Source organism: Thermomonospora sp. CIF 1, assembly GCF_001896795.1.
GTDB classification, from domain to species: domain Bacteria; phylum Actinomycetota; class Actinomycetes; order Streptosporangiales; family Streptosporangiaceae; genus Thermomonospora; species Thermomonospora curvata.
Map to the genome: position 1 here is coordinate 189169 of NZ_MOYN02000022.1, position 20322 is coordinate 209490.

Sequence of the window (20322 nt, forward strand, 5' to 3'; positions counted from 1 at the left end):
CCCTGCGCGCGGAGCCGCCGCGCCGCCGGGATGCGGTGCGACCGGCCGGGCCTAGGACCGCAGGCGGGCGACCGCGCGGACCGGCGCCCCATCGCCCGTCAGCCGCACCGGGAACAGGAACACCTCGGCCTCCGCCGGGGCCTGGACCAGCCGGTCGAGCCCGGTGAGGTTCTCGGCGATCACCCCGCCCGGCTCCAGCAGCGCCCGGTGGGCCGCCAGAGAGAAGTCCTGCTCCCCCGGAGCCGGAGTGCGGTCCACGCTGAGCGCGTCGATGCCGACCGTCCGCACCCCGGCCGCCGCGATCCGCACGCAGGTCTCGGCCGCCAGGTAGGGATGCGCCAGATAATCGGGAGTGCCCCAGTGCCGCGACCAGCCGGTGACGACCAGCAGCACGACGCCCGGCCGCAGCCCCTCCGGAAGATGCTCCGGCCCGATGGGAGTGCGCGGCGGCAGGCCGCGGACGTCCATCGGCACGGCCCGCCCGGCGAACCGGTCCAGCGGCAGCTCATCCAGCCGGGGCCAGGAGTCGTCCACGTGGCAGGGCGCGTCCACATGCGTTCCGGCATGAGAGCCCAGGTGCACCCGCGCCACGTTGACCCCCGCCTCCGCGACGGTGAGCGCGGGCGCCACCTCCACCTCGGGGTCCCCCGGATACACCGGCATCCCGGTGACCACCGGCACCGATAGATCGACCCATGTCATGAGCCCGTAGGGTAAGTGCCGTGTTGCCCCTAGTCACAGCGACCCGGTACGTGACGCCGCTGCGCGAGGGAGGCTCGCTGCCCGGCATCGTGGAGGCCGACGACCTCGGCACCTATGTGATGAAGTTCGTCGGCGCCGGGCAGGGCCGCAAGGCGCTGGTCGCCGAGATCATCGCCGGGGAGCTGGCCCGCCGCCTCGGCTTCCGGGTGCCCGACATGGTGATCATGGACCTGGACCCGGCGATCGCCCGGCACGAGCCCGACCCCGACGTCCAGGACCTGCTCAAGGCCAGCACCGGCTGGAACCTGGGGGTGGACTTCCTGCCCGGCTCGCTCGGCTACGACCCCCTCGGCTGGACGGCCGACCCCGAGCAGGCCTCCCGGCTGCTGTGGCTGGACGCCTTCATCGGCAACGTGGACCGCAGCTGGCGCAACCCCAACCTGCTGGTCTGGCACGGCCGGATATGGCTGATCGACCACGGCGCCAGCCTGTACTTCCACCACGCCTGGGCCAAGGCCGCCGAATTGGTCCGCCGGCCCTACGACATCGACGATCATGTCATGGTGTCGTACGCGACCCACCTGGCCGAGGCCGAGGCCGAGCTGCTGCCGCAGGTGACCGAGGAGCTGCTGCGCGAGATCACCGCGCTGGTGCCCGACCTGTGGCTGAGCGGGGAGCCGGGCTTCGCCGACGCCGCGGCCGTCCGTGACGCCTATGTGGCGACGCTGCTGGCCCGCGCCGCCGACCCCCGCGCCTGGCTGCCCGACCCGTCGGCCGCCGGCCCGGACCGTCCCGCCCCCGCCCCGCGCCGCACCGCCGGGCGGCCGAGCTGGCTGGGCGGCCCGGTCACATGAACGCGTTCGAGTACGCCGTGCTGCGGGTGGTGCCCCGCCCCGAGCGCGGCGAGGCCATGAACGTGGGCGTGGTGCTGCACTGCCGCGCCGCGGACTTCCTGGGCTGCCGCATCCACCTGGACGAGCGGCGCCTGCACGCCCTGGACCCGGCGCTCGACCTGCAGGGGGTGCGCGCGGCGCTGCACGCCGTGCGCTGCGTCTGCCACGGCGGCCGGGAGGCCGGGCCGGCGGGGAAGCAGTCCCCCGGCAGCCGGTTCCGCTGGCTGACCGCCCCCCGCAGCACCGTCGTCCAGCCGGGCCCGGTCCACGCCGGCCTCACCGACGACCCGGAGGCGGAACTGGACCGCCTACTGGACCTGCTGGTGCGCGTGGCCCCCGGCACGGCGCAGGGCGCCTAAAGAGACACGGACACCGCCTAGAACAGCACCGACATGAAGGTGTCGATCTCGGTGAAGCCGACCCGGCGGTAGGCGGCGCGGGCGCGGGCGTTGAAGTCGTTGACATACAGCGACACGACCGGGGCGATGGTGCGCAGCGACTCGTCCACCAGCGCCGCCATGCCGCTCACCGACAGGCCCCGCCCGCGCAGGTCCGGAGGCACCCACACGCCCTGCACCTGGCAGGCGTAAGGGGTGGCGGCGCCGATCTCGGCCTTGAACATCACCCGGCCGTTCTCGATGCGGGCGAACGCGCGCCCGGCGCGGATCAGCTCGGCCACCCGGGCCCGGTACAGCGCACCGCCGTCCCCCACGTTCGGGGAGATGCCCACCTCTTCAGTGAACATCGACACGCACGCCGGGTAGATGATGTCGAACTCATCCATCCGGACCCGCCGCACGTGGGGATCGGGCGGCACCGGGGAGGGCCGGGAGGTGGCCATCACCGGCTGGACGGCCCGGATCGCCCGCGGCCGCCCCCAGTAGGGGGCCAGCAGGTCCCACAGCTCTCGCACCGCATCGGCCTGCCCCACGATGGACGAGCAGCGCCGTCCTTCGTTGCGGGCGCGTTCGGCGAAGGCCCGCACCGCCTCAGAGTCGGCGGCGATCGGGATGAGGTTGGCCCCCGAGTAGCACAGCGAGGTCAGCTCCCCGTCCCGGATGTACCCCCACATCTGGGCGCCGAGCCGGTCGGGGTTCAGCCCTGCCGCGCGCACCCGGGAACTGACGAACACGTTGGAGACAGGGTCGGAGTCAAGGATCGCCAGGACGGTGTCCCTGTGCCGGTCGTCCAGGACCCGGACCGGCATCGATCCCAGCATCCGCATGGCTTACCCGCCACGAACCAGCTTCGGCACCACGATTCAAGATTATGACGTCCTTGCCGAGGTCGCCGAGGGGGGTGCCGCGGTCCGCGCCCGGGAGGCCGCGGAGTCCGGTGCCGGCGGCGGAGGCGCCGGGCAGGTCAGGTCCACCCCCCGGCGGCCGGGCGGCAGGGCTCCGCTGCGCAGGTAGGCCACGACCGCCTGGTTGATGCACCGGTCGCCGCCCAGCGACAGCCCGTGGTTGCCCCCGCCGCGCTGGACGACCAGCCGGGAGGAGGGAAGCAGCCGGTGAGTCTCCAGCGCCCCCGGGTAGGGGGTGGCGGCGTCCTCGGTGGCGTGCACCAGCAGGATCGGGGGCACCCCGCGGACCCTGCCCACGCGGGGCGGCGGGCCGCCGGGCGCCCGCCAATAGGCGCAAGGGGCGTTGTACCAGATGTTGTTCCAGGTCTCGAAGCGGTTGCCGGCCCGGTACTGGCGCTTGGCGTCCCGGCGCCAGATCGACCAGTCGCGCGGCCAGGCGGCGTCCCGGCACTCGGTCGCCAGGTACATCGTGTAGGTGTTGTCGGAGTCCCGGTCGGGCGCCTTCCACAGCGCGCGCAGCGCCCCGGGGTTCCCACGGACGGCGTAGTCCGACAGCGCCCTGGCGTAGGTGCCCCACTGCAGGTCGGAGTAGCCGGTGGTCAGGAAGATCTCGTCCAGCTCGGCGGGGCCGATCCGGCCGCCGATGGGCTTGGCGGTGACCTTCCTGCGGACGGCGTAGTAGGCCCGCTCGACCTCCCGGGCGGTGCCGCCGAGCCGGTAGATCCCGTCGTGGCGGGCGACCCAGCCGAAGAACGCCCGGATGCGCTTTTCGAACGCCACGTTCTGGGCGAGGTTGTTGGCGTACCAGACGCCGCTGGGCCGCACCACGCTGTCGAGGACCATGCGGCGCACCCGCCCGGGGTACGCCGTGGCGTAGGCGGCGCCCAGGTAGGTGCCGTAGGAGTAGCCGAAGTAGCTGATCTTCTTGTGGCCGAGGGCGACCCGGATGGCCTCCAGGTCCTCCACCCAGTTCCGCGTCCCCATGTACGGGAGCAGGTCGCGGTACTTGCGGGCGCACGCGTCGGCGAACCTCTTGGCCCGCTTCCGCAGCTCCCGCTCGGCGGCCCTGCTGCGGGGGACGGTGTCGGGCCGGGCCCGGCCCCGGTGCAGCGGCCAGGTGTCGCACACCAGTGCGGGCCGGGACGCGCCCACTCCGCGGGGGTCGAACCCGATCCAGTCGTAGGAGGCGGCGACGTCCTTCGGCAGCGCCCTGGTGAACAGGGCGGGCAGGTCACGGCCGGCCGCGCCGGGGCCGCCGCGGTTGAGCAGCACCGCGCCCCGGAACCTGGCGGCGGTGTGGCGGGCCCGGGTGAGCGCCAGGGTGATCCGCCGCCCGTTCGGCCTGGTGTGGTCGAGCGGCACCGACAGCCTCGCGCACTCCAGCCCTTTGAGCGCGTCCCCCAGGTGCGGGTCGTGGGCGGGGCAGGGCCGCCAGGCGATGGACGGGGCGTGCGCCTGCGCCGCGGCGGGCACGGCGAGCAGGGCGCCGCCCAGCGCGGCGCCGGCCAGCAGCCCGGCGGCCTTCCTCGATGGCGGGTTCGTCAGCACCCCGCTGTTGTATCCGCCCAGGTCGCGCGGGTGGGGGAAGTGCGTGTCTCCGCGATTCACCCCGAAAGCGGCCCGAAAGCGGCGCGGCAGGGCGCAAAGGGCCGAACGGTCAGGAGACGATGACCTCGGCGGCGCCGTCCTCGGCGTCGGGGTCGACCTTCACGCCCCGCTCCTCGGCGATGCGCATGGCCTCCTCGATCAGCGTCTCGACGATCTGCGACTCCGGCACGGTCTTGATGACCTCGCCCTTGACGAAGATCTGGCCCTTGCCGTTGCCGGAGGCCACTCCCAGGTCGGCCTCGCGGGCCTCGCCGGGGCCGTTGACCACGCAGCCCATCACCGCCACCCGCAGCGGCACCGGGAAGCCCTTCAGCCCGGCCTCCACCTCCTGGGCCAGGGTGTAGACGTCCACCTGGGCGCGGCCGCAGGCCGGGCAGGAGACGATCTCCAGCCCGCGCTCGCGCAGCCCCAGCGCCTCCAGGATGGCGATGCCGACCTTGACCTCCTCCACCGGCGGCGCCGACAGCGACACCCGGATGGTGTCGCCGATGCCCTCGGCCAGCAGCGCCCCGAAGGCGGTGGCCGACTTGATGGTGCCCTGGAAGGCCGGGCCGGCCTCGGTGACGCCCAGGTGCAGCGGGTAGTCGCAGCGCTCGGCCAGCATCCGGTAGGCCTGGATCATCACCACCGGGTCGTGGTGCTTGACGGAGATCTTGATGTCGCGGAAGCCGTGCTCTTCGAACAGCGAGCACTCCCACAGCGCCGACTCCACCAGCGCCTCGGCGGTGGGCCGGCCGTACTTGGCCAGCAGCCGCTTGTCCAGCGATCCGGCGTTGACGCCGATGCGGATCGGCACCCCGGCCTCGGAGGCCGCCTTGGCGATCTCCCCGACCTTGTCGTCGAACTTCTTGATGTTGCCGGGGTTGACCCGCACCGCCGCGCACCCGGCGTCGATCGCCGCGAACACGTACTTGGGCTGGAAGTGGATGTCGGCGATCACCGGGATGGGCGCCTTGGCCGCGATCTTGGGCAGCGCGTCGGCGTCGTCCTGGGAGGGCACCGCCACCCGCACGATCTGGCAGCCCGCCGCGGTCAACTCGGCGATCTGCTGCAGCGTGGCGTTGACGTCGGCGGTGGGCGTGGTGGTCATCGACTGCACCGACACCGGGGCGTCCCCGCCCACCGGCACCGATCCCACCATGACCTGCCGCGACTTGCGGCGGGTCGCCAGCGCGGGAGTCTGGGCACGGACTGCGGGCATACCGAGTTGAACGCTCATCGCTCTCTTCTCAAGCTGCAAGTGGGTGCGGATGGTGTTCCGGTCGCGTCCCAGCCTATGCGTCCGGCCCATATGACCGTGGTAAGACGTCCGCAATGCGCCCCTTGCGCCGCCGGCCGGCCGGGGGCGCAAGGGGCTCATGGGGAGAGCCGCAGCGGGTTGAGCAGGTCCGCCACGATCAGCAGGACGCCCAGTCCCACCAGCAGCACCACCGCCAGGTAGGTCACCGGCAGCAGCCGGGTGATGTCCACCGGGCCGGGGTCGCTGCGGCCGCGGGCGCGGGCGATGCGGGCCCGCAGCCGCTCGTAGCCGAGCACCGCCAGGTGCCCGCCGTCCAGCGGCAGCAGCGGCAGGACGTTGAGCGCGCCCAGGAAGATGTTGATCGAGGCGACCAGGGCCAGGTAGGGGCCCGCGGCGTCCCGCCAGGAGCCGCCGGAGGCGAAGATCTCCCCGGAGATCTGGCCGGCGCCGACCACGCTGCCGATCTGGCCGCCTGCGCTCTGGCCCCGCTGCGGGGAGAACAGCTCCGGCAGCGCGGCGGGCAGGGCGGCCAGCGCCCTGCCCATCTGCGCGACGGTCACCGCGATGCCCTTGAGCGCGAAGACGACCGCCTCGCCGGGGCCGAGCCGGTCGTAGCGGACGCCGACGACGCGGGCCGTCACGCCCAGGAACGGCTCGCCGTCCACCTCGGCCAGACGCGCCTGGAAGGCGCGGCGGGTCCCGTCCCGCTCGGCCACCACCGGGACGGCCCGCCCGGCGGGCGCCGCCCGGATCGCCGCGCGCAGCTCCTGCCAGCCGCCGACCGGCCGCCCGGCGAAGGAGACGATGCGGTCGCCGGACCGCAGCCCGGCCGCCCGTGCCGGGGACGGCGGACGGCCGGGGGCGCACCGGCCGCCCAGGCGTTCGGGGACGCAGGCACTGACCCGCTCGACGACGGTGGTGGCGGTGCCCGCCTGGCGCACCCCCACCACCGTGGCCAACGCCACCAGCAGCACGAACGCCAGCAGCAGATTGGCCGCCACGCCCGCGACGATCACCACCGCGCGGCGACGGGCGGGCTGGAGGTAGAAAGCGCGGGGCCGGTCGGCCTCATCGAGCTTTTCCAGCGTGGTGTAGCCGACGATGCGCACGAACCCGCCGAGCAGGATCGCCTTGACCCCGTACTCGGTCTCCCCGTGCCGCCGCGACCACAGCGTGGGGCCGAAGCCGACGAAGAACTGGGTGGCCTTCATCCCGAACCGCTTGGCGGCGACCAGGTGCCCGGCCTCGTGCAGCGTCACCGACAGCACCAGCGCGGCGACGAACGCCACGACGCCGAGCAGATAGGCCATCGCGTGCTCCTTCGTCCGCCGCGGGCCGCCCGCCATGGAATCCCGGACGTCCCGGGTCACGGCACCGTTTGCGGGCGAGTTCTGGGCGAGACGTACCCGTACCCGCCGCAGAGACGACATGCCGGCGGCGGGCCCGGCGATCCCCGAGCGTGCTTTTGGGCTCCCGGCGGGGCCGGGCGGTCAGGTCAGTTCCCGGGCGCGCGCCCTGGCCCAGGCGTCGGCGGCGAGCACGTCGTCGAGAGTGAGGTCCGCGGAGGTCACCTGGTGCTCCTCGACCACCCGTGCGACGGTGTCCACGATCCCGGTGAACGGCAGCCGGCCGGCGCGGAACGCCTCCACGCACTCTTCGTTGGCGGCGTTGTAGACGGCCGGCGCGGTGCCGCCCAGCTCGCCCACGTGCCGGGCCAGCGCCACGGCCGGGAACGCCTCATCGTCCAGCGGCTGCAGCTCCCAGGTGTGGGCCTTGGTCCAGTCGACGGCGGGCGCGGCGTCGGCCAGGCGGTCCGGCCAGGTCAGCGACAAGGCGATCGGCAGCCGCATGTCCGGCGGGCTGGCCTGGGCGATGGTGGAGCCGTCGATGAACTCCACCATGGAGTGGATCACCGACTGCGGGTGCACCATCACCGTGATCTTCTCGAACGGCACGTCGAACAGCAGGTGCGCCTCGATGACCTCCAGGCCCTTGTTGACCAGCGTGGCGGAGTTGATGGTGATGACCGGCCCCATGTCCCAGGTGGGGTGGGCCAGCGCCTGCTCGGGGGTGACGTCGGCCAGTTCGGCGCGGCTGCGGCCGCGGAACGGCCCGCCGCTGGCGGTCAGCACCATCCGGCGCACCCGGGCGGTGGCGGAGGCGTCGCCGTAGGTCCACCCCGGCAGGCACTGGGCCAGTGCCGAGTGCTCGGAGTCGACCGGGACGATCTGCCCGGGCGCGGCCCGCCGTTTGACCAGCGGACCGCCGACGATCAGCGACTCCTTGTTGGCCAGCGCCAGCGTCCGTCCGGCCTCCAGGGCCGCCAGCGTGGACGACAGGCCCAGCGCCCCGGTCACCCCGTTGAGCACCAGGTCGCACGGCCAGGCCGCCACCTCGGCGACGGCTTCCGGTCCGGCCACGATCTTGGGGATCGGGTAGTCGCCGGAGCTGTAGCCGCGTTTTTGCGCCTCGGCGTAGAAGGCCAGCTGCAGGTCCTGGGCGGCCGAGGCGCGCGCCACCGCCACCACCTCCGGGCGGAACTCCAGGGCCTGGGCGGCCAGCAGGTCCACCCGTCCCCCGCCGGCGGCCAGGCCGGTCACCCGGAACCGGTCGGGGTTGCGGCGGATCACATCCAGGGCCTGGGTGCCGATCGAGCCGGTGGAGCCCAGCAGCACGACGTCGCGCCGGTCGCGGCCGCTGGAACAGCCGGGCGCGTTCTGTGAGGAGGCAGCCATCATGCTGCCATTGTCCCGTCCGTCCCGATGCGCCCCGTACGGCTTGCCGCGTTTTTGGGCTTGGCCCTCGGCCCGCCCGGGAAGCACTCCTCCATTCACAGAAAGCGTTCGTGTGGATTCTTTCTGTGAATTCCGTCCTGCCACGGCGTGGCCGGTCCCGCTCCGGCCGAGGAAGGCGGCGCGTCCATGAGGCGAAGGTTCCGGATGCCGCTGGTCGTCGGCGGCCTGCTGGTCTTGACGGTCCCGGCGGCCCTGCTTCCGGCCTGGGCGCAAGGGTCCGGCCCGGTGGCCGTTCCCCCGCCCGGCGCCAAGGTCCAGGCGCTGACGGCCGCGGACCAGCGGGCGGTGGCGCGGTACTGGACCCCCGAGCGGATGCGGCGGGCGGTGCCGATCAGCCTTCTGGTCGGACGGCCGGCGAGGTCGCCCGACCGGCCGCCCCCGGCGGCAGGCCGGCTGGACTTCCCGCACACCGGCGGCCTGTGGACCGGCGGCGGCGCGGTCGCCCGCACCACGGGACGGGTGTTCTTCACCTTCCGGGGCGTGGACGCCTACTGCTCGGGCTCGGCGGTCGCCGGCGCCAACCGCAGCACCGTCATCACCGCCGGGCACTGCGTGAAGTCCCAGGGGACCTGGCACACCAACTGGGTGTTCGTGCCCGGCTACCGCGACGGCGAGCAGCCGTATGGGGTGTGGACGGCCCGGCGCACCTTCGCCACCGCGCAGTGGTCGGTGCTGGAGGACTTCGGCCACGACATCGGCGCCGCCGTGGTCAACGCCCTTGGCGGACGGCGTCTGGTCGACGTGGTCGGCGGCCAGGGCATCGCCTTCCATCAGCCGCGCGAGCAGAACATGTACGCCTTCGGGTATCCCGTCCAGCAGCCCTATACCGGGCAGTGGCTGGCCTACTGCAGCGGCCGGACCTTCGAGGTCTCCCCCATCTCCCAGGCGATGGGCATGCCCTGCAACCTGACCAGGGGTGCCAGCGGGGGCCCGTGGCTGCTGCACTTCGATGAGTCTTCCGGCACAGGGGTCATCACCTCGGTGAACAGCCTCGGCCTTGAGGCGTCCGGGTCCCGGTACGTGTTCGGCCCGTACTTCGGGGAGTCCGCTCGGCTTTTGTACGAACGGGCCCAGCACTCTTAGTTCGGCGGGGTCTTCCACAGAGCGGATGCCGTTCGTTGCCGGGACGGCGTGCCGTGCCGCGGGTCCGGAACCCGACCTTTCAGGCATGACCCAATGGTCACTTTTTCGTAACACCCGGCTAACAAGACGGTCGTACGTTCGGCTCTGTGAAGCAGATCAGCGTGCGCGTCGACATCGCCCCGGCGACCCCCGAGGACCCGGCCGTGATCGCGCTGTGCACCGAGCAGCAGGCCGAGATCGAGGCCCGCTACCCCGGCGCCGACGAGGCCCCCAAGGGCATCGATCCGCGCGTGGAGTTCCTGCTGGCCCGCATCGGTTCCGAGCCGGTGGGCTGCGGCGGGCTCAAGCCGCTGGAGCCGGGCATGGCCGAGGTCACCCGGATGTATGTGCGTCCCGCTCACCGCGGGCAGGGCATCTCCCGCATGCTGCTGCAGGCCCTGGAGGAGATGGCGCTGGCCAAGGGGTGGCGCACCCTCCGCCTGGAGACCGGCGACCTGCAGCCGGAATCGATCGGCCTCTACCAGTCCAGCGGCTACCGCCGCATCCCCGCCTTCGGGCCGTATGTGGGAAACGTCCTCAGCCTCTGCTTCGAAAAGCACCTCACCGACTGAGCCTCTTTCCGCACCTGCTCTCAGGTGCGGCTGAGACGGGAGCCTCAGCGGCGCACGGTGCCGTGTCATCGCAGCCCACGGCACCGGGTCTCACTCAGGCCCCTGATCTCCGCGGGCCGGGACGGGCGGGACGCGGCACCGGGCATCATCCAGGCACCCGCCCCGGCCGCCCGAGGCCAGGTGCCGCACAGGTGCGCCAATGCTCCGGCCCGCGGGCCCAGATGAGGGGGGCGGTCAGAACCGGGCGGCGGTGGTGTCGCCCGGCCGGCCCGAGCTCAGCGCGTCCCCCAGGCGCTTGATCCGCAGCGACGCGGCGATGAGGGCGATCCCGTAGACGATCGCGAACAGCCCGATCAGCCACACCACCGCCAGCGCCCCGCTGACCGGCCAGACGAACAGCAGCAGACCGAACAGCACCGAGACGGCACCGCCGATCACATACCACCACTCGCCCCTCAGCTCCTTGCGCAGCGTCACGGCCGCCACGATCTCCAGCACCCCGGTCACCACCGCCCACGCCGCGATCAGCATCAGCAGCACCAGCGCGGTGACGCCGGGCCAGATGAAGGCCAGCAGACCGGCCAGGACGCCGACCGCGCCGGTCACCGCCAGCCACAGCCGCGACTGCCCGGCCCTGGCGCGGAACGCCGCCGCCAGCGCGAAGGCCCCGTCCACCAGGGCGTAGGCGCCGAACAGCAGCACCAGCGCCCATACCGTGATGGCCGGCCAGATCCAGGCCATCAGGCCGAAAAGGATCGCCACCGCTCCACGCACCGCGAACGTCCACCAGTTGCGCGCCCATTGTTCGATCATCGGCCTCTCCTTTCCCGGCCGCATGCGGCCTCGTCTCGGCCGCATGCGGAAAATCTCTGACCGAATCTTCGGAGGGCCAACACCATGAGGTCGTCAAGGATCGACAATCCCAGCAATCACGTGAGCCCCGTGCGATTACCGGCGCCCGCGACGCCACCGGCATGCCGGGGCCCGCCACGGCGCCACCTGCCAAGATCCCAGATCACCGCGGCGGAACCGGCTGCCGAGACCACCTGCTCCGCAAAGCGGTGCACCTCGAAAAAGGTCGTTCCGTCTCCTCGCGCAGGCCGTCACACAGCCCCCGAAATTGCCCGCAACTCCGCATGGTAATGATGTTTTTACAGCTCCTTGGAGGCGGTATAACGGCGGGTACACCTCCGGCCGCTTATAAAGGAATCACGTTGCCCGGTCCGCCCGGGAGAGGGGGTGAGCGATGAGCCGCACGAGGGAACTCGTGTTCGACCCCGAGGCGCTGAGCGCGGTGCAGTGCGAAGGCGACGCCTGCGTCGTCTGCCACAAGAGGTGGCCGCGCCCGCGCGTCCGCGTCGGCCGCCTCCCAGACGGCTCAGGGGTGTTCGCGTGTGACGAGTGCGCGCTCGCCCTGCCGCCTCTCCACTGGGCGGGCACCGGGACAGGGGCCGGTCGGTCGCTGAACGGATCGGCCCGGGACACAGCGCCATACCGCTGAGGGCTTCACCAGGAGGGTGTTCTGGGTTTTCGGGGGGTTGCCCAGAGCACCCGGCTCCAAGAGAGGGCGCGTTCGACAGGGGGCGGTCGGACGCGCCCTCTTCTCTGCCCGCCCTCGCCCGCAGACGGCCGCTGAGCCTCTTTCAACGCCCGCTCCCGGGCGCCGCGGACGGGAGCCCGCGTCCGGAAATGTTCCAGGCCACAGAGGCGCTCCTGAGCGCGCTGCCCTTGTTGCGGCCCGCCGAGACGGCGGGGTCACAAAGTTCAGTGGGCCGTGCCGCGGGACTCCTGCCAGGCCCGGACCCACTCGGCGTAGTCGGTGCACCCGTGCCCCTCGCCGCCGCAGTCCTCGGTGGGCGTCCGGGCGAAGATCACCTTCTTCAGGAAGTCCCCGTCGCCGACCCGGTAGGTGGCGCAGAAGGATGCGCTGAGCCGGTCGCCCTCGCACGCCTGCGGGTTGGCCGGCGCCACCCCGGCCCACTGGGCGACCTGCCGCTGCACGTCCGGGGAGACCGTCCACTTCAGCCACTGGTACATGCAGTTGGGGTGCTCGGCCCGGGCGCCGATCAGCCAGGAGTTGACCCAGCCGGTCACGCCCTCCCGGGGCTCGATGCCGGCCACCGGGCGCCCCGCCCTGCTCAGCACGTCCAGCTGGTAGGAGGAGACCTGGCCGATGACCGCCTCGCCCGCGGCGAACGCGCTGACCGCATCGGCCGGTTCACTCCAGTAGGCCCTGACGTGGGGACGCTGGCGGCGCACCACCTGGGCCGCCGCGTCGAGCTGCTCGGGGGTCAGCGCATAGGGGTCGGTGATGTCCAGCGACTTCTTCTTCGAACGCAGGTACAGCGCGGCCTCGGCCAGCGCCAGCGGCGTGTCCCGCATGATCAGCCTGCCGCTGTACCGCCCGGCCTCCTGCGGATCGAACAGGTCCGCCCAGCCGCTGGGAGGCGGCTGCACGGCCCGCTGGTCGTACATGAGCAGGTTCGCGCCCCACACATAGGGCACCCCGTAGACCGTCTTATCCCGCCTGAGCAGCGAGCGCAGCCGGGACTCCAGGCGCTTGTAGCCCTCGACCAGGTTCGGGTTCACCGGTGCCGCATGGCCGCCGTCGATCAGCAGCCCGGCGACCTCGGGGGGCGCCGAGACCCCGTCATAGCGCCGGTCGGGGTCGGACATCAGGTCCACCATCTCCTGCACGGTGGACACCTGTTTGAGAGAGACCTTGCAGCTGGTGCGCTCTTCGAAGGGGGTGACCCAGTCGACGTGCTCGGCGCTGCCGCCGCGTTCCGCCAGACCGGGCCAGACCACCAGGTTGAGCGCGCCCTCACCGGGTCCGAGCGTGCGCGCGGCCCGCGCCGTGCCGGGGGGCGCGTTCCGGCCGTCTCGTCCGGCCGCGACCACGATCAGCGCCACCACCAGGAGGACCGCCAGGGCCGCGGCGAGCCGGTGCCGGCCGCTCAGCCCGCGCAGCGCCCGCGACACTCGGTCCACGGGACCAGACTGGCTCATACCTCTCCCACAACCTCCGCCGGGTCCTCCCGGCCGCCGTCGGGTGCTGCGGCGCAGCGTAGCCGGGAGGTGCCCACATCGAGATCGACGGCCTTGCGGCCGGACGAACCGGGGTCATCGTCGCAGCGTACTCGGGAGCCCCGCAGGGCGGCGGCCGGGTCGCGCGGCGGCTCACCGGACGGTGCGCGACCGTCCGATCGTCGGTGGCGGAAGAATTCTTCATCCGGATCGACGGCCCGCCGCCCCGCCGGGCGAGCGTGCACCGCAATACGGACGGCCGTCTTCATAAATAATCTGACCACCAATATGACGCCGATTTAACCGCGCGCACATTACCCGTTTTTCAGGTCCGGCGGCGGGCGAAGGCGCGGGAAACGCGACCGCCCCGGCGCCGGTCCGCGCCGGCGGCGGGGCGGATCTTTTCGCGTCCCGATGGCGGGGGCACGGGACGCCCGGGACCGCGCCTTCCCGGGCCGTCGCATTCCCCCGCGCCCCGGGCGCCCGCCGGGGCCTGCGGGGACGGCGGGCGGGAAGGGCTCTGCGCGGCGGGGCTGAAAAGGGCGGGTCAGACGGTGGGGCCGCCCGGCCATGCGGTTGCCGGGATCCGTCCGGCCTGCGGCCCGGCGGCCCGTTCCGGGTATTGGGGTTGCGGGGAAATCCGCAGGTCCTGCCGGGTGTCACGGGCCGGGTGGGAGCGGGGGTCCGGCTGCGGCGCGGGAGCCGGGCGGCGACCGGGGAAGGATGCGGCCGCCCGGTGCTCCTCGATGCGGGCGATGAGTTTTTGCGGGGTGGCCGCCTCGACGAAATCGCCGATGTCCTGATCGCGCGGCGGCAGCGCCCACCACCGGCGGGTGGACAGGCCGAACCAGATGGTCCAGCGCGGATACCGGCGGCTGAGCGCCTCGATCTCGGCCGCATGGTCATCGGCGGGAAGGCTGTTGTCGGCAAGCACCGGGCGGCTCCCTGCATGTGGTTCGCTGAACCGGAACTACGACCTTGACCCGACCCCCCGGTCCCGGTCTTTATTTCCCTTGATTTTAAATTGCGACATCCCGAGTGTGTCGCAGTCCACAGATGAGGTCAACGGGTGTGGCTATTATTTGTCGAGACACATGGCGTTAAAAATTAACGATGGAAACTCACTGACATCAAAAAGTTTCAATCCCCCCACCTGCACACTCTCACCGTGCGCAGCGATCCGCTCACCGGCGACACATGGCGCACCGCCGGGAGATTTGCACCTTTTGGGGTACTTGCCCGGAAGCCTCGGGAGAGGTCCCGGATTCGCCGGGTAACACGAAGATCCCGCCGGGGTCAGGTCCGGCGGGATCTTCTGTGAGCGGGCGGCCCGGCCGCGGGCCTCAGCCGTTGGTCGGGAACCCCAAGTTGACGCCCCCGTGACTGGGGTCCAGCCAGCGGGCCGTGACCGCCTTGGTGCGGGTGTAGAAGTGCACGCCCTCCATGCCGTGGGCGTGGCTGTCGCCGAACAGCGAGTCCTTCCAGCCGCCGAAGGAGTAGTAGGCCATCGGCACCGGGATCGGCACGTTGATGCCGACCATGCCGACCTCCACCTCGTTCTGGAAGCGCCGCGCCGCGCCGCCGTCGTTGGTGAAGATCGCCGTCCCGTTGCCGTAGGGGTTGGCGGCGATCAGCTCCATCGCCTCCTCGTAAGAGCCCACCCGCACCACCGACAGCACCGGCCCGAAGATCTCGTCGGTGTAGGCGTCCATGTCGGGGGTGACGTGGTCCAGCACGGTCGGGCCGAGCCAGAAGCCGCCGGAGTACTCCTCGGCGGTCTCCACGCCGCGCCCGTCGACCACCACCGCGGCGCCCTGGGCGAGGGCGCTCTCGACGTAGGAGGCCACCTTGTCCCGGTGCTCCCGGGTGATCAGCGGCCCCATCTCCGCGGCCGGGTCGTGGCCGGGACCGACCGTCAGGCGGGCCGCCCGCTCGGCGATGCGGGCCACCAGCTCATCGCCCACCGGGTCCACGGCCACCACCACCGAGATCGCCATGCACCGCTCGCCGGCCGAGCCGAACCCGGCCGACACCGCCGCGTCGGCGGCCAGGTCCAGATCGGCGTCGGGCAGCACCACCATGTGGTTCTTGGCGCCGCCGAGGGCCTGCACCCGCTTGCCGGTGCGGGCGGCGCGCTCATAGACGTAGCGGGCGATCGGGGTGGAGCCGACGAAGCTGACCGCCTTGACATCGGAGTGTTCCAGCAGGGCGTCCACCGCGGTCTTGTCGCCGTGCACCACGTTGAACACCCCGTCCGGCAGCCCCGCCTCGGCCCACAGCTCCGCCAGCCACACCGACGCCGACGGGTCTTTCTCCGACGGCTTGAGCACGAAGGTGTTGCCGCAGGCGATGGCCACCGGGAACATCCACATCGGCACCATCGCCGGGAAGTTGAACGGGGTGATGCCCGCCACCACGCCCAGCGGCTGCAGGATCGAATAGGCGTCCACCTTGGTGGAGACGTTCTCCGAGTAGCCGCCCTTGAGCAGGTGCGGGATGCCGCAGGCGAACTCCACCACCTCCAGGCCCCGCGTCACCTCCCCGGCCGCGTCCGAGATCACCTTGCCGTGCTCGGAGCTGATCAGCTCGGCCAGCTCTCGGCGGCGGGCGGCCAGCAGCTCGCGGAAGCGGAACAGCACCGCGGTGCGCTTGGCCAGCGAGGCGTCCCGCCAGGCGGGGAAGGCGGCCTTGGCGGCGGCGACGGCCGCGTCCACCTCCGTGGCCGAGGCGAAGTCGACCTTGCCGGTCAGGCGGCCGGTGGCCGGGTCGTAGATGTCGCCCTGCCGCCCGGCGGGCCCCTCGTGCGGCTTGCCGCCGATCCAGTGGCGGACGTGCTTTTCGGTCACTTGGCGGCCTCGCTCACTGCCTCCAGGGAGTCGATCAGGATGCCCAGCCCCTCCCGGGCCTCCTCCTCGGTGATGGTCAGCGGCGGCGCCATCCGGATGACGTTGCCGTACAGCCCGCCCTTGCCGACCAGCAGGCCGCGCTTGCGGGTCTCCTCCATCACCGCGGCGGCCAGCGGCGGGCTGGGCTCGCCGGTGCCCGGGTCGACCAGCTCGACGGCGAACATCAGCCCCTTGCCGCGCACCGCGCCCACCACCGGCAGCCGCGGCGCGGCCTCCTTCAGGCCGTCCAGCAGCAGCGCCCCCTGACGGGCGGCGTTGCTCTGCAGGTCGTGGTCGAGGATGTAGTCGAGGGTGGCGTTGGCGGCGGCCATGGCGATCGGGTTGCCGCCGAAGGTGGACAGCCCGGTGGCGTGCGGGGCGTCCATCAGGTCGCCGCGGGCCACCACGCCGCCGACCGCGAAACCGTTGCCCAGCCCCTTGGCGAAGGTCATGATGTCGGGCGTCACGCCGTGGTTGTGGATGCCGAAGAAGCTCTGCCCGGTGCGGCCCCAGCCGGTCTGCACCTCGTCGGAGATGAACAGCGCGCCGTATTCGTCCAGGACCTCCTTGTAGGCGGCGTACAGGCCGTCCGGCGGCATGGTGAAGCCGCCCACCCCCTGGATCGGCTCGGCGATCAGCGCCGCCACGTCCCCGCCGGTGGCGGTGGCCAGCACGTGCCGCAGGTCCTCGGTGCAGACCTTGATGAAGTCGGCGTCCGACAGGTGGGCGAACTGCGGCAGGTGCCGGTCGCCGCCGTGCAGGAAGTGCACGGTCAGCGGGGTGTAGGCGTTGTTCTTCCAGCTCCGGTTGGCGGTCACCCCGATGGCGCCGAAGGAGCGGCCGTGGTAGCTCTGCCGCATGGCCAGCACCTGGTTGCTCTTGCGGGCGTAGGTGGCCAGCAGCAGCGCCGTCTCGTTGGCCTCGGTGCCGGAGTTGACGAAGAAGACCTTGGCGTCCTTGATCCCCGACAGGGCGACGATCTTCTCGGCCAGCTCCACCTGGCCGCGCAGCAGGTAGGCGGTGGAGGTGTGCACCACCCCGGTGGCCAGCTGCCGCTCGACGGCCTGGCGCACCTCCTCGACGTCGTAGCCGAGGATGTTGGTGATGATGCCGGCGAAGAAGTCCAGGTAGGTGTTGCCCTCGGCGTCCGTGACGCGGACGCCCTTACCGCTGACGATCTCGATGGGCCGCTCGTAGTAGAGCGCCATCCAGTTCGGCATGACGGCGCGGTGGCGCGCAAGCAGGTCCGACATGCGTCAAGTCTGGACGTCGTTCCACCCGCGTACCAGCGGACATCGTGTCAGTCATGCGCCGCCATACCTGACAAGGTGTCACCCGCGGGGGTCACAGCGCGTTGATGCGGCGGGCGAGGTCGAAGTCCTTGCCGGTCAGACCGCCCGCCGAGTGGGTGGACAAGGTGAGCGTCACGGTGTTCCAGCGGATGGTGATGTCGGGGTGGTGATCGGCGGCCTCGGCCAGCTCGGCGACCCGGTTGACGAAGGCCATGGCCTCGGCGAAATCGGCCAGCCGCACCACCTTGACGATGGCGTCCCCCTGCCGCTCCCAGCCGGGGGTCTGCGCCAGCTCCCCGCTGAGCGACTGTTCGTCGAGCAGGCTCATCGCGTCCTCTCCCCTCCGTCCCCTTCCTTCACCCGGACAACGGTTTTCCCAGGTGGACGGATACGGCACCGATGACGACATATCCTCCCGGTAATGCTTCCCACTCTCGCCGACGTGCTGCACCTGCCGGCGGTCCAGCGCGGCCAGCCGCAGGTGGTGGCGGGCGCCGACCGGCTGGATGCGCGGGTCCGCTGGGTGCACGTCGCCGAGATCGCCGACATCGCCCATCTGCTGCACGGCGGCGAGCTGGTGCTGACCACCGGGATCGCGCTGCCCGAACGCTCCTCCCAGCTGCGCCGGTACGTGGCGGAGCTGGCCGAAGTCGGCATCAGCGGGCTGATGATCGAGCTGGGCCGGCGCTATGTCGGCCGGCTGCCGGCCGCGCTGCTGTCGGCCGCCGAAGAGCACGGGCTGCCGGTGATCATGCTGGCCCGGGAGACCGCCTTCATCGATATCACCGAGTCCGTGCACGCCCGCATCCTGGACGCCCAGCTGGAGGAACTGCGGGCCTCCGAGCAGCTGCACCAGATCTTCACCCGATTGTCGGTGGAGGGCGCCTCCCCCGAGGAGGTGGTCCGCCAGGTGGCCGCGCTGGCGGGCCGCCCGGTGGTGCTGGAGAACCTCTCCCACCAGGTGCTGGCCGCCGACCCGGCCGGCAGTGACCCGGCCGCCCTGCTGGCGATGTGGGAGACCCGCTCCCGCAGCGTCCGCCCCGCCGAGCGCACCGCCCACGACCCGGCCTCCGGCTGGCTGGTCACCACCGTGGGCGCCCGCGACGAGGACTGGGGACGGCTGATCATCATCGGGGACGGGCCGCCCACCCCCCGCGACATCGTCCTCATCGAACGGGCCGCCACCACGCTGGCGCTGGCCCGGCTGCTGGACCGGCACGCCGAGAGCCTGGAGCGGCAGGCGCACGGCACGATCATCGCCGGCATCCTGGCCCGCTCCTACGCCGACCCGGCCGAGGCGGCCGCCCGGGCCCGCGCGCTCGGCGTGCCGCTGGCCGGGCGCCGCCTGCTGGGCATGGTGCTGTGCCCGCGTCCCGGCCAGGACCCCTCCCCCGAACGGCCCTCGCATGAGCGGATCGCCGAACTGGCCGAGGCCGCCAGCGCGGCCTGCCGGCAGGTCCGGCTGCCGGCCCTGGTGGGCGTGCTGGACGAGAGCACCTCCCCCGCCGGCGGTGCCGGCGCCCGGATCGGGATGCTGGTCTCCCTGCCCGCCCGGGGCGACGCCGAGCGCTCGCTGACCGAGCTGGCCCGCCGGATCCGCGCGCTGTGCGGGCCGGGCCCGGTGCTGGCGGCCGGGTCACTGGTGCAGTCGGTGCGCGATGTGCGCCGCTCCTTCCTGGAGGCCGAGCAGGTCGCCGACGCCGCCCGCCGCGGCTGCGGCGACCGCCTGCTGTACCGGCTGCCGGACCTGCGGCTGCGCGGCCTGCTGCACCTGCTGCGCGACGACGCCCGGGTGCAGACGTTCGTGGAACGCGAGCTGGGCCCCCTGCTGGAGTACGACGCCCAGCGCGGCAGCGACCTGACCGGCATCCTGTCGCTGTACCTGCAGGCCGGCCGCAACAAGGCGGTCGCCGCCCAGCGCGCCCACCTGTCCCGCCCCGCCTTCTATGAGCGGCTGCGCCGCATCGAGCGCATCCTGGACGTCGACCTGGACGACGTGGACTCCTGCACCTCCCTGCACGTGGCCCTGCTCGCCCTCGACTCCGTCCGCCGGCCCCCGTCGTGACCTCCGCTTTCAGGTCGTATCGATGGCGGATTGATAGCCTGAGGCGACTGGGACCCAGCACCTCGGCGCAGCCCACGGAGGACGCCTGATGACAGCGGAGCCGATACATCAGCCGCTGCCCGAGCCGTCCCGCGAACGACAGCCTCCTCAGACGGCATGCGAGGTGCCGGAGTGGCTCATGCCCCCGGAGGAGGGCTTCACCGCTGAGGACCTCGATCGCCTGCCACAGTTGCCCCCTCACACAGAACTCATCGATGGCAGCCTCGTCCTCGTGAGCCCTCAAGCCAACTTCCACACGCTGGCCATCTCCCTGCTGGAGAGTGCGCTTCGCCGGTTCGCTCCAAGCGACCTGCGGGTGCGGCGTGAAATGACCGTCACGCTGGGCAAGCGGCAGCGTCCCGAACCGGATGTGCTGGTGGTGCGGGCTGACGCGATCAAAGGGCCGGAACAGACCGATTTCCGTCCCGAGGACGTGGTGCTCGTCGTGGAGGTCGTCTCCCCGGAGTCCGAGCTGCGGGACCGTGAGCGCAAGCCGCAGCTGTACGCCCGGGCCGGCATCCCCCACTTTTGGCGGATCGAGAAAGACCACGGGTGGCCCGTGGTCTACGTCTACGAACTCGACCCCGCGACCGGTGCCTATGTGGCGACCGGCATCCACCACGAGCGGCTCAAGGTGACCGTGCCGTTCGACATCGACATCGACCTGACCGAGATCGACCGGCTCTGACCTGCACTCCGGCCGAAGGGCTCCAAGGCCGGCCGGGCGAGGACCGGTCGGCTTCGCGCCAGGGGCGATCGTAAGGAACGGGCGCGGGCTT

General features: G+C 72.1%; 18 protein-coding genes. 6 read left to right on the forward strand and 12 right to left on the reverse strand.

The window, feature by feature from the left end; all coding sequences use genetic code 11:
- Nucleotides 1–51: 51 nt before the first annotated feature.
- Complete coding sequence (locus tag BUE48_RS16715) at nt 52–702, reverse strand: cyclase family protein (protein WP_286990467.1); 651 nt, start codon at nt 700–702, stop codon at nt 52–54.
- A 20-nt stretch (nt 703–722) separates the two neighbouring features.
- Between BUE48_RS16715 and BUE48_RS16720 the strand changes: the two genes are divergently transcribed.
- On the forward strand, nt 723–1556 hold the full coding sequence (locus tag BUE48_RS16720; RefSeq protein ID WP_012853688.1) for a HipA family kinase: 834 nt from the start codon (nt 723–725) through the stop codon (nt 1554–1556).
- Nucleotides 1553–1954: a DUF3037 domain-containing protein gene (locus tag BUE48_RS16725; protein WP_012853689.1), complete on the forward strand. Its 402-nt coding sequence runs from the start codon at nt 1553–1555 to the stop codon at nt 1952–1954. The genes BUE48_RS16720 and BUE48_RS16725 overlap by 4 nt, the downstream gene beginning before the upstream one ends.
- A 17-nt stretch (nt 1955–1971) precedes the next feature.
- Here the strand turns inward: BUE48_RS16725 and BUE48_RS16730 are convergent, their stop codons facing one another.
- From BUE48_RS16730 to dxr, 5 genes are all read right to left on the reverse strand, one after another.
- Nucleotides 1972–2814, reverse strand: coding sequence for a GNAT family N-acetyltransferase (locus BUE48_RS16730; RefSeq protein WP_041442087.1), 843 nt, complete (start codon nt 2812–2814; stop codon nt 1972–1974).
- A 48-nt stretch (nt 2815–2862) separates the two neighbouring features.
- On the reverse strand, nt 2863–4506 hold the full coding sequence (locus tag BUE48_RS16735) for an alpha/beta hydrolase (protein WP_012853691.1): 1644 nt from the start codon (nt 4504–4506) through the stop codon (nt 2863–2865).
- A 49-nt stretch (nt 4507–4555) separates the two neighbouring features.
- Nucleotides 4556–5725: a flavodoxin-dependent (E)-4-hydroxy-3-methylbut-2-enyl-diphosphate synthase gene (gene ispG / locus BUE48_RS16740; protein ID WP_012853692.1), complete on the reverse strand. Its 1170-nt coding sequence runs from the start codon at nt 5723–5725 to the stop codon at nt 4556–4558.
- A gap of 137 nt (nt 5726–5862) precedes the next feature.
- Entirely contained in the window at nt 5863–7056 is a 1194-nt protein-coding gene (locus BUE48_RS16745) for a M50 family metallopeptidase (RefSeq protein ID WP_286990475.1), read from the reverse strand.
- Between the two features lie 180 nt (nt 7057–7236).
- Complete coding sequence (dxr, locus tag BUE48_RS16750; protein WP_012853694.1) at nt 7237–8484, reverse strand: 1-deoxy-D-xylulose-5-phosphate reductoisomerase; 1248 nt, start codon at nt 8482–8484, stop codon at nt 7237–7239.
- A gap of 201 nt (nt 8485–8685) precedes the next feature.
- Here dxr and BUE48_RS16755 point away from each other — a divergent pair, with 201 nt between their 5' ends.
- Both BUE48_RS16755 and BUE48_RS16760 read left to right on the forward strand, forming a co-directional pair.
- Nucleotides 8686–9624 carry a trypsin-like serine peptidase gene (locus BUE48_RS16755; protein WP_286990477.1) on the forward strand — a complete coding sequence of 313 codons (939 nt, stop codon included), beginning with the start codon at nt 8686–8688 and terminating at the stop codon, nt 9622–9624.
- Nucleotides 9625–9770: 146 nt separating this feature from the next.
- The gene (locus BUE48_RS16760) at nt 9771–10235 is read left to right on the forward strand and encodes a GNAT family N-acetyltransferase (protein ID WP_245536882.1); all 465 of its coding nucleotides are present in this window, start codon (nt 9771–9773) and stop codon (nt 10233–10235) included.
- Between the two features lie 234 nt (nt 10236–10469).
- On the opposite strand, the gene BUE48_RS16765 is transcribed toward BUE48_RS16760, so the two are convergent.
- The 6 genes from BUE48_RS16765 to BUE48_RS16795 all read right to left on the reverse strand — a co-directional run bounded on the left by BUE48_RS16765 (nt 10470) and on the right by BUE48_RS16795 (nt 17767).
- Nucleotides 10470–11048, reverse strand: a complete 579-nt coding sequence (locus BUE48_RS16765) for an HdeD family acid-resistance protein (protein ID WP_012853697.1) — start codon at nt 11046–11048, stop codon at nt 10470–10472.
- Between the two features lie 951 nt (nt 11049–11999).
- Nucleotides 12000–13226, reverse strand: a complete 1227-nt coding sequence (locus BUE48_RS16775; protein ID WP_245536883.1) for an ABC transporter substrate-binding protein — start codon at nt 13224–13226, stop codon at nt 12000–12002.
- 583 nt (nt 13227–13809) lie between these two features.
- Nucleotides 13810–14196 (reverse strand): hypothetical protein, encoded by a 387-nt coding sequence (locus BUE48_RS16780; RefSeq protein ID WP_012853700.1) that lies wholly within the window; start codon nt 14194–14196, stop codon nt 13810–13812.
- Nucleotides 14197–14605: 409 nt separating this feature from the next.
- Nucleotides 14606–16108 (reverse strand): CoA-acylating methylmalonate-semialdehyde dehydrogenase, encoded by a 1503-nt coding sequence (locus BUE48_RS16785; RefSeq protein WP_286990483.1) that lies wholly within the window; start codon nt 16106–16108, stop codon nt 14606–14608.
- Entirely contained in the window at nt 16105–17400 is a 1296-nt protein-coding gene (locus tag BUE48_RS16790) for an aspartate aminotransferase family protein (protein WP_286990485.1), read from the reverse strand. Before BUE48_RS16790 ends, BUE48_RS16785 begins: the two co-directional genes overlap by 4 nt.
- 91 nt (nt 17401–17491) lie before the next feature.
- Nucleotides 17492–17767 carry a 4a-hydroxytetrahydrobiopterin dehydratase gene (locus BUE48_RS16795; protein ID WP_012853703.1) on the reverse strand — a complete coding sequence of 92 codons (276 nt, stop codon included), beginning with the start codon at nt 17765–17767 and terminating at the stop codon, nt 17492–17494.
- Between the two features lie 93 nt (nt 17768–17860).
- On the opposite strand from BUE48_RS16795, the gene BUE48_RS16800 reads away from it, so the two are divergent.
- Nucleotides 17861–19504 (forward strand): PucR family transcriptional regulator, encoded by a 1644-nt coding sequence (locus BUE48_RS16800; protein ID WP_012853704.1) that lies wholly within the window; start codon nt 17861–17863, stop codon nt 19502–19504.
- A gap of 178 nt (nt 19505–19682) precedes the next feature.
- On the forward strand, nt 19683–20231 hold the full coding sequence (locus BUE48_RS16805; RefSeq protein ID WP_286990486.1) for a Uma2 family endonuclease: 549 nt from the start codon (nt 19683–19685) through the stop codon (nt 20229–20231).
- Nucleotides 20232–20322 lie beyond the last annotated feature (91 nt).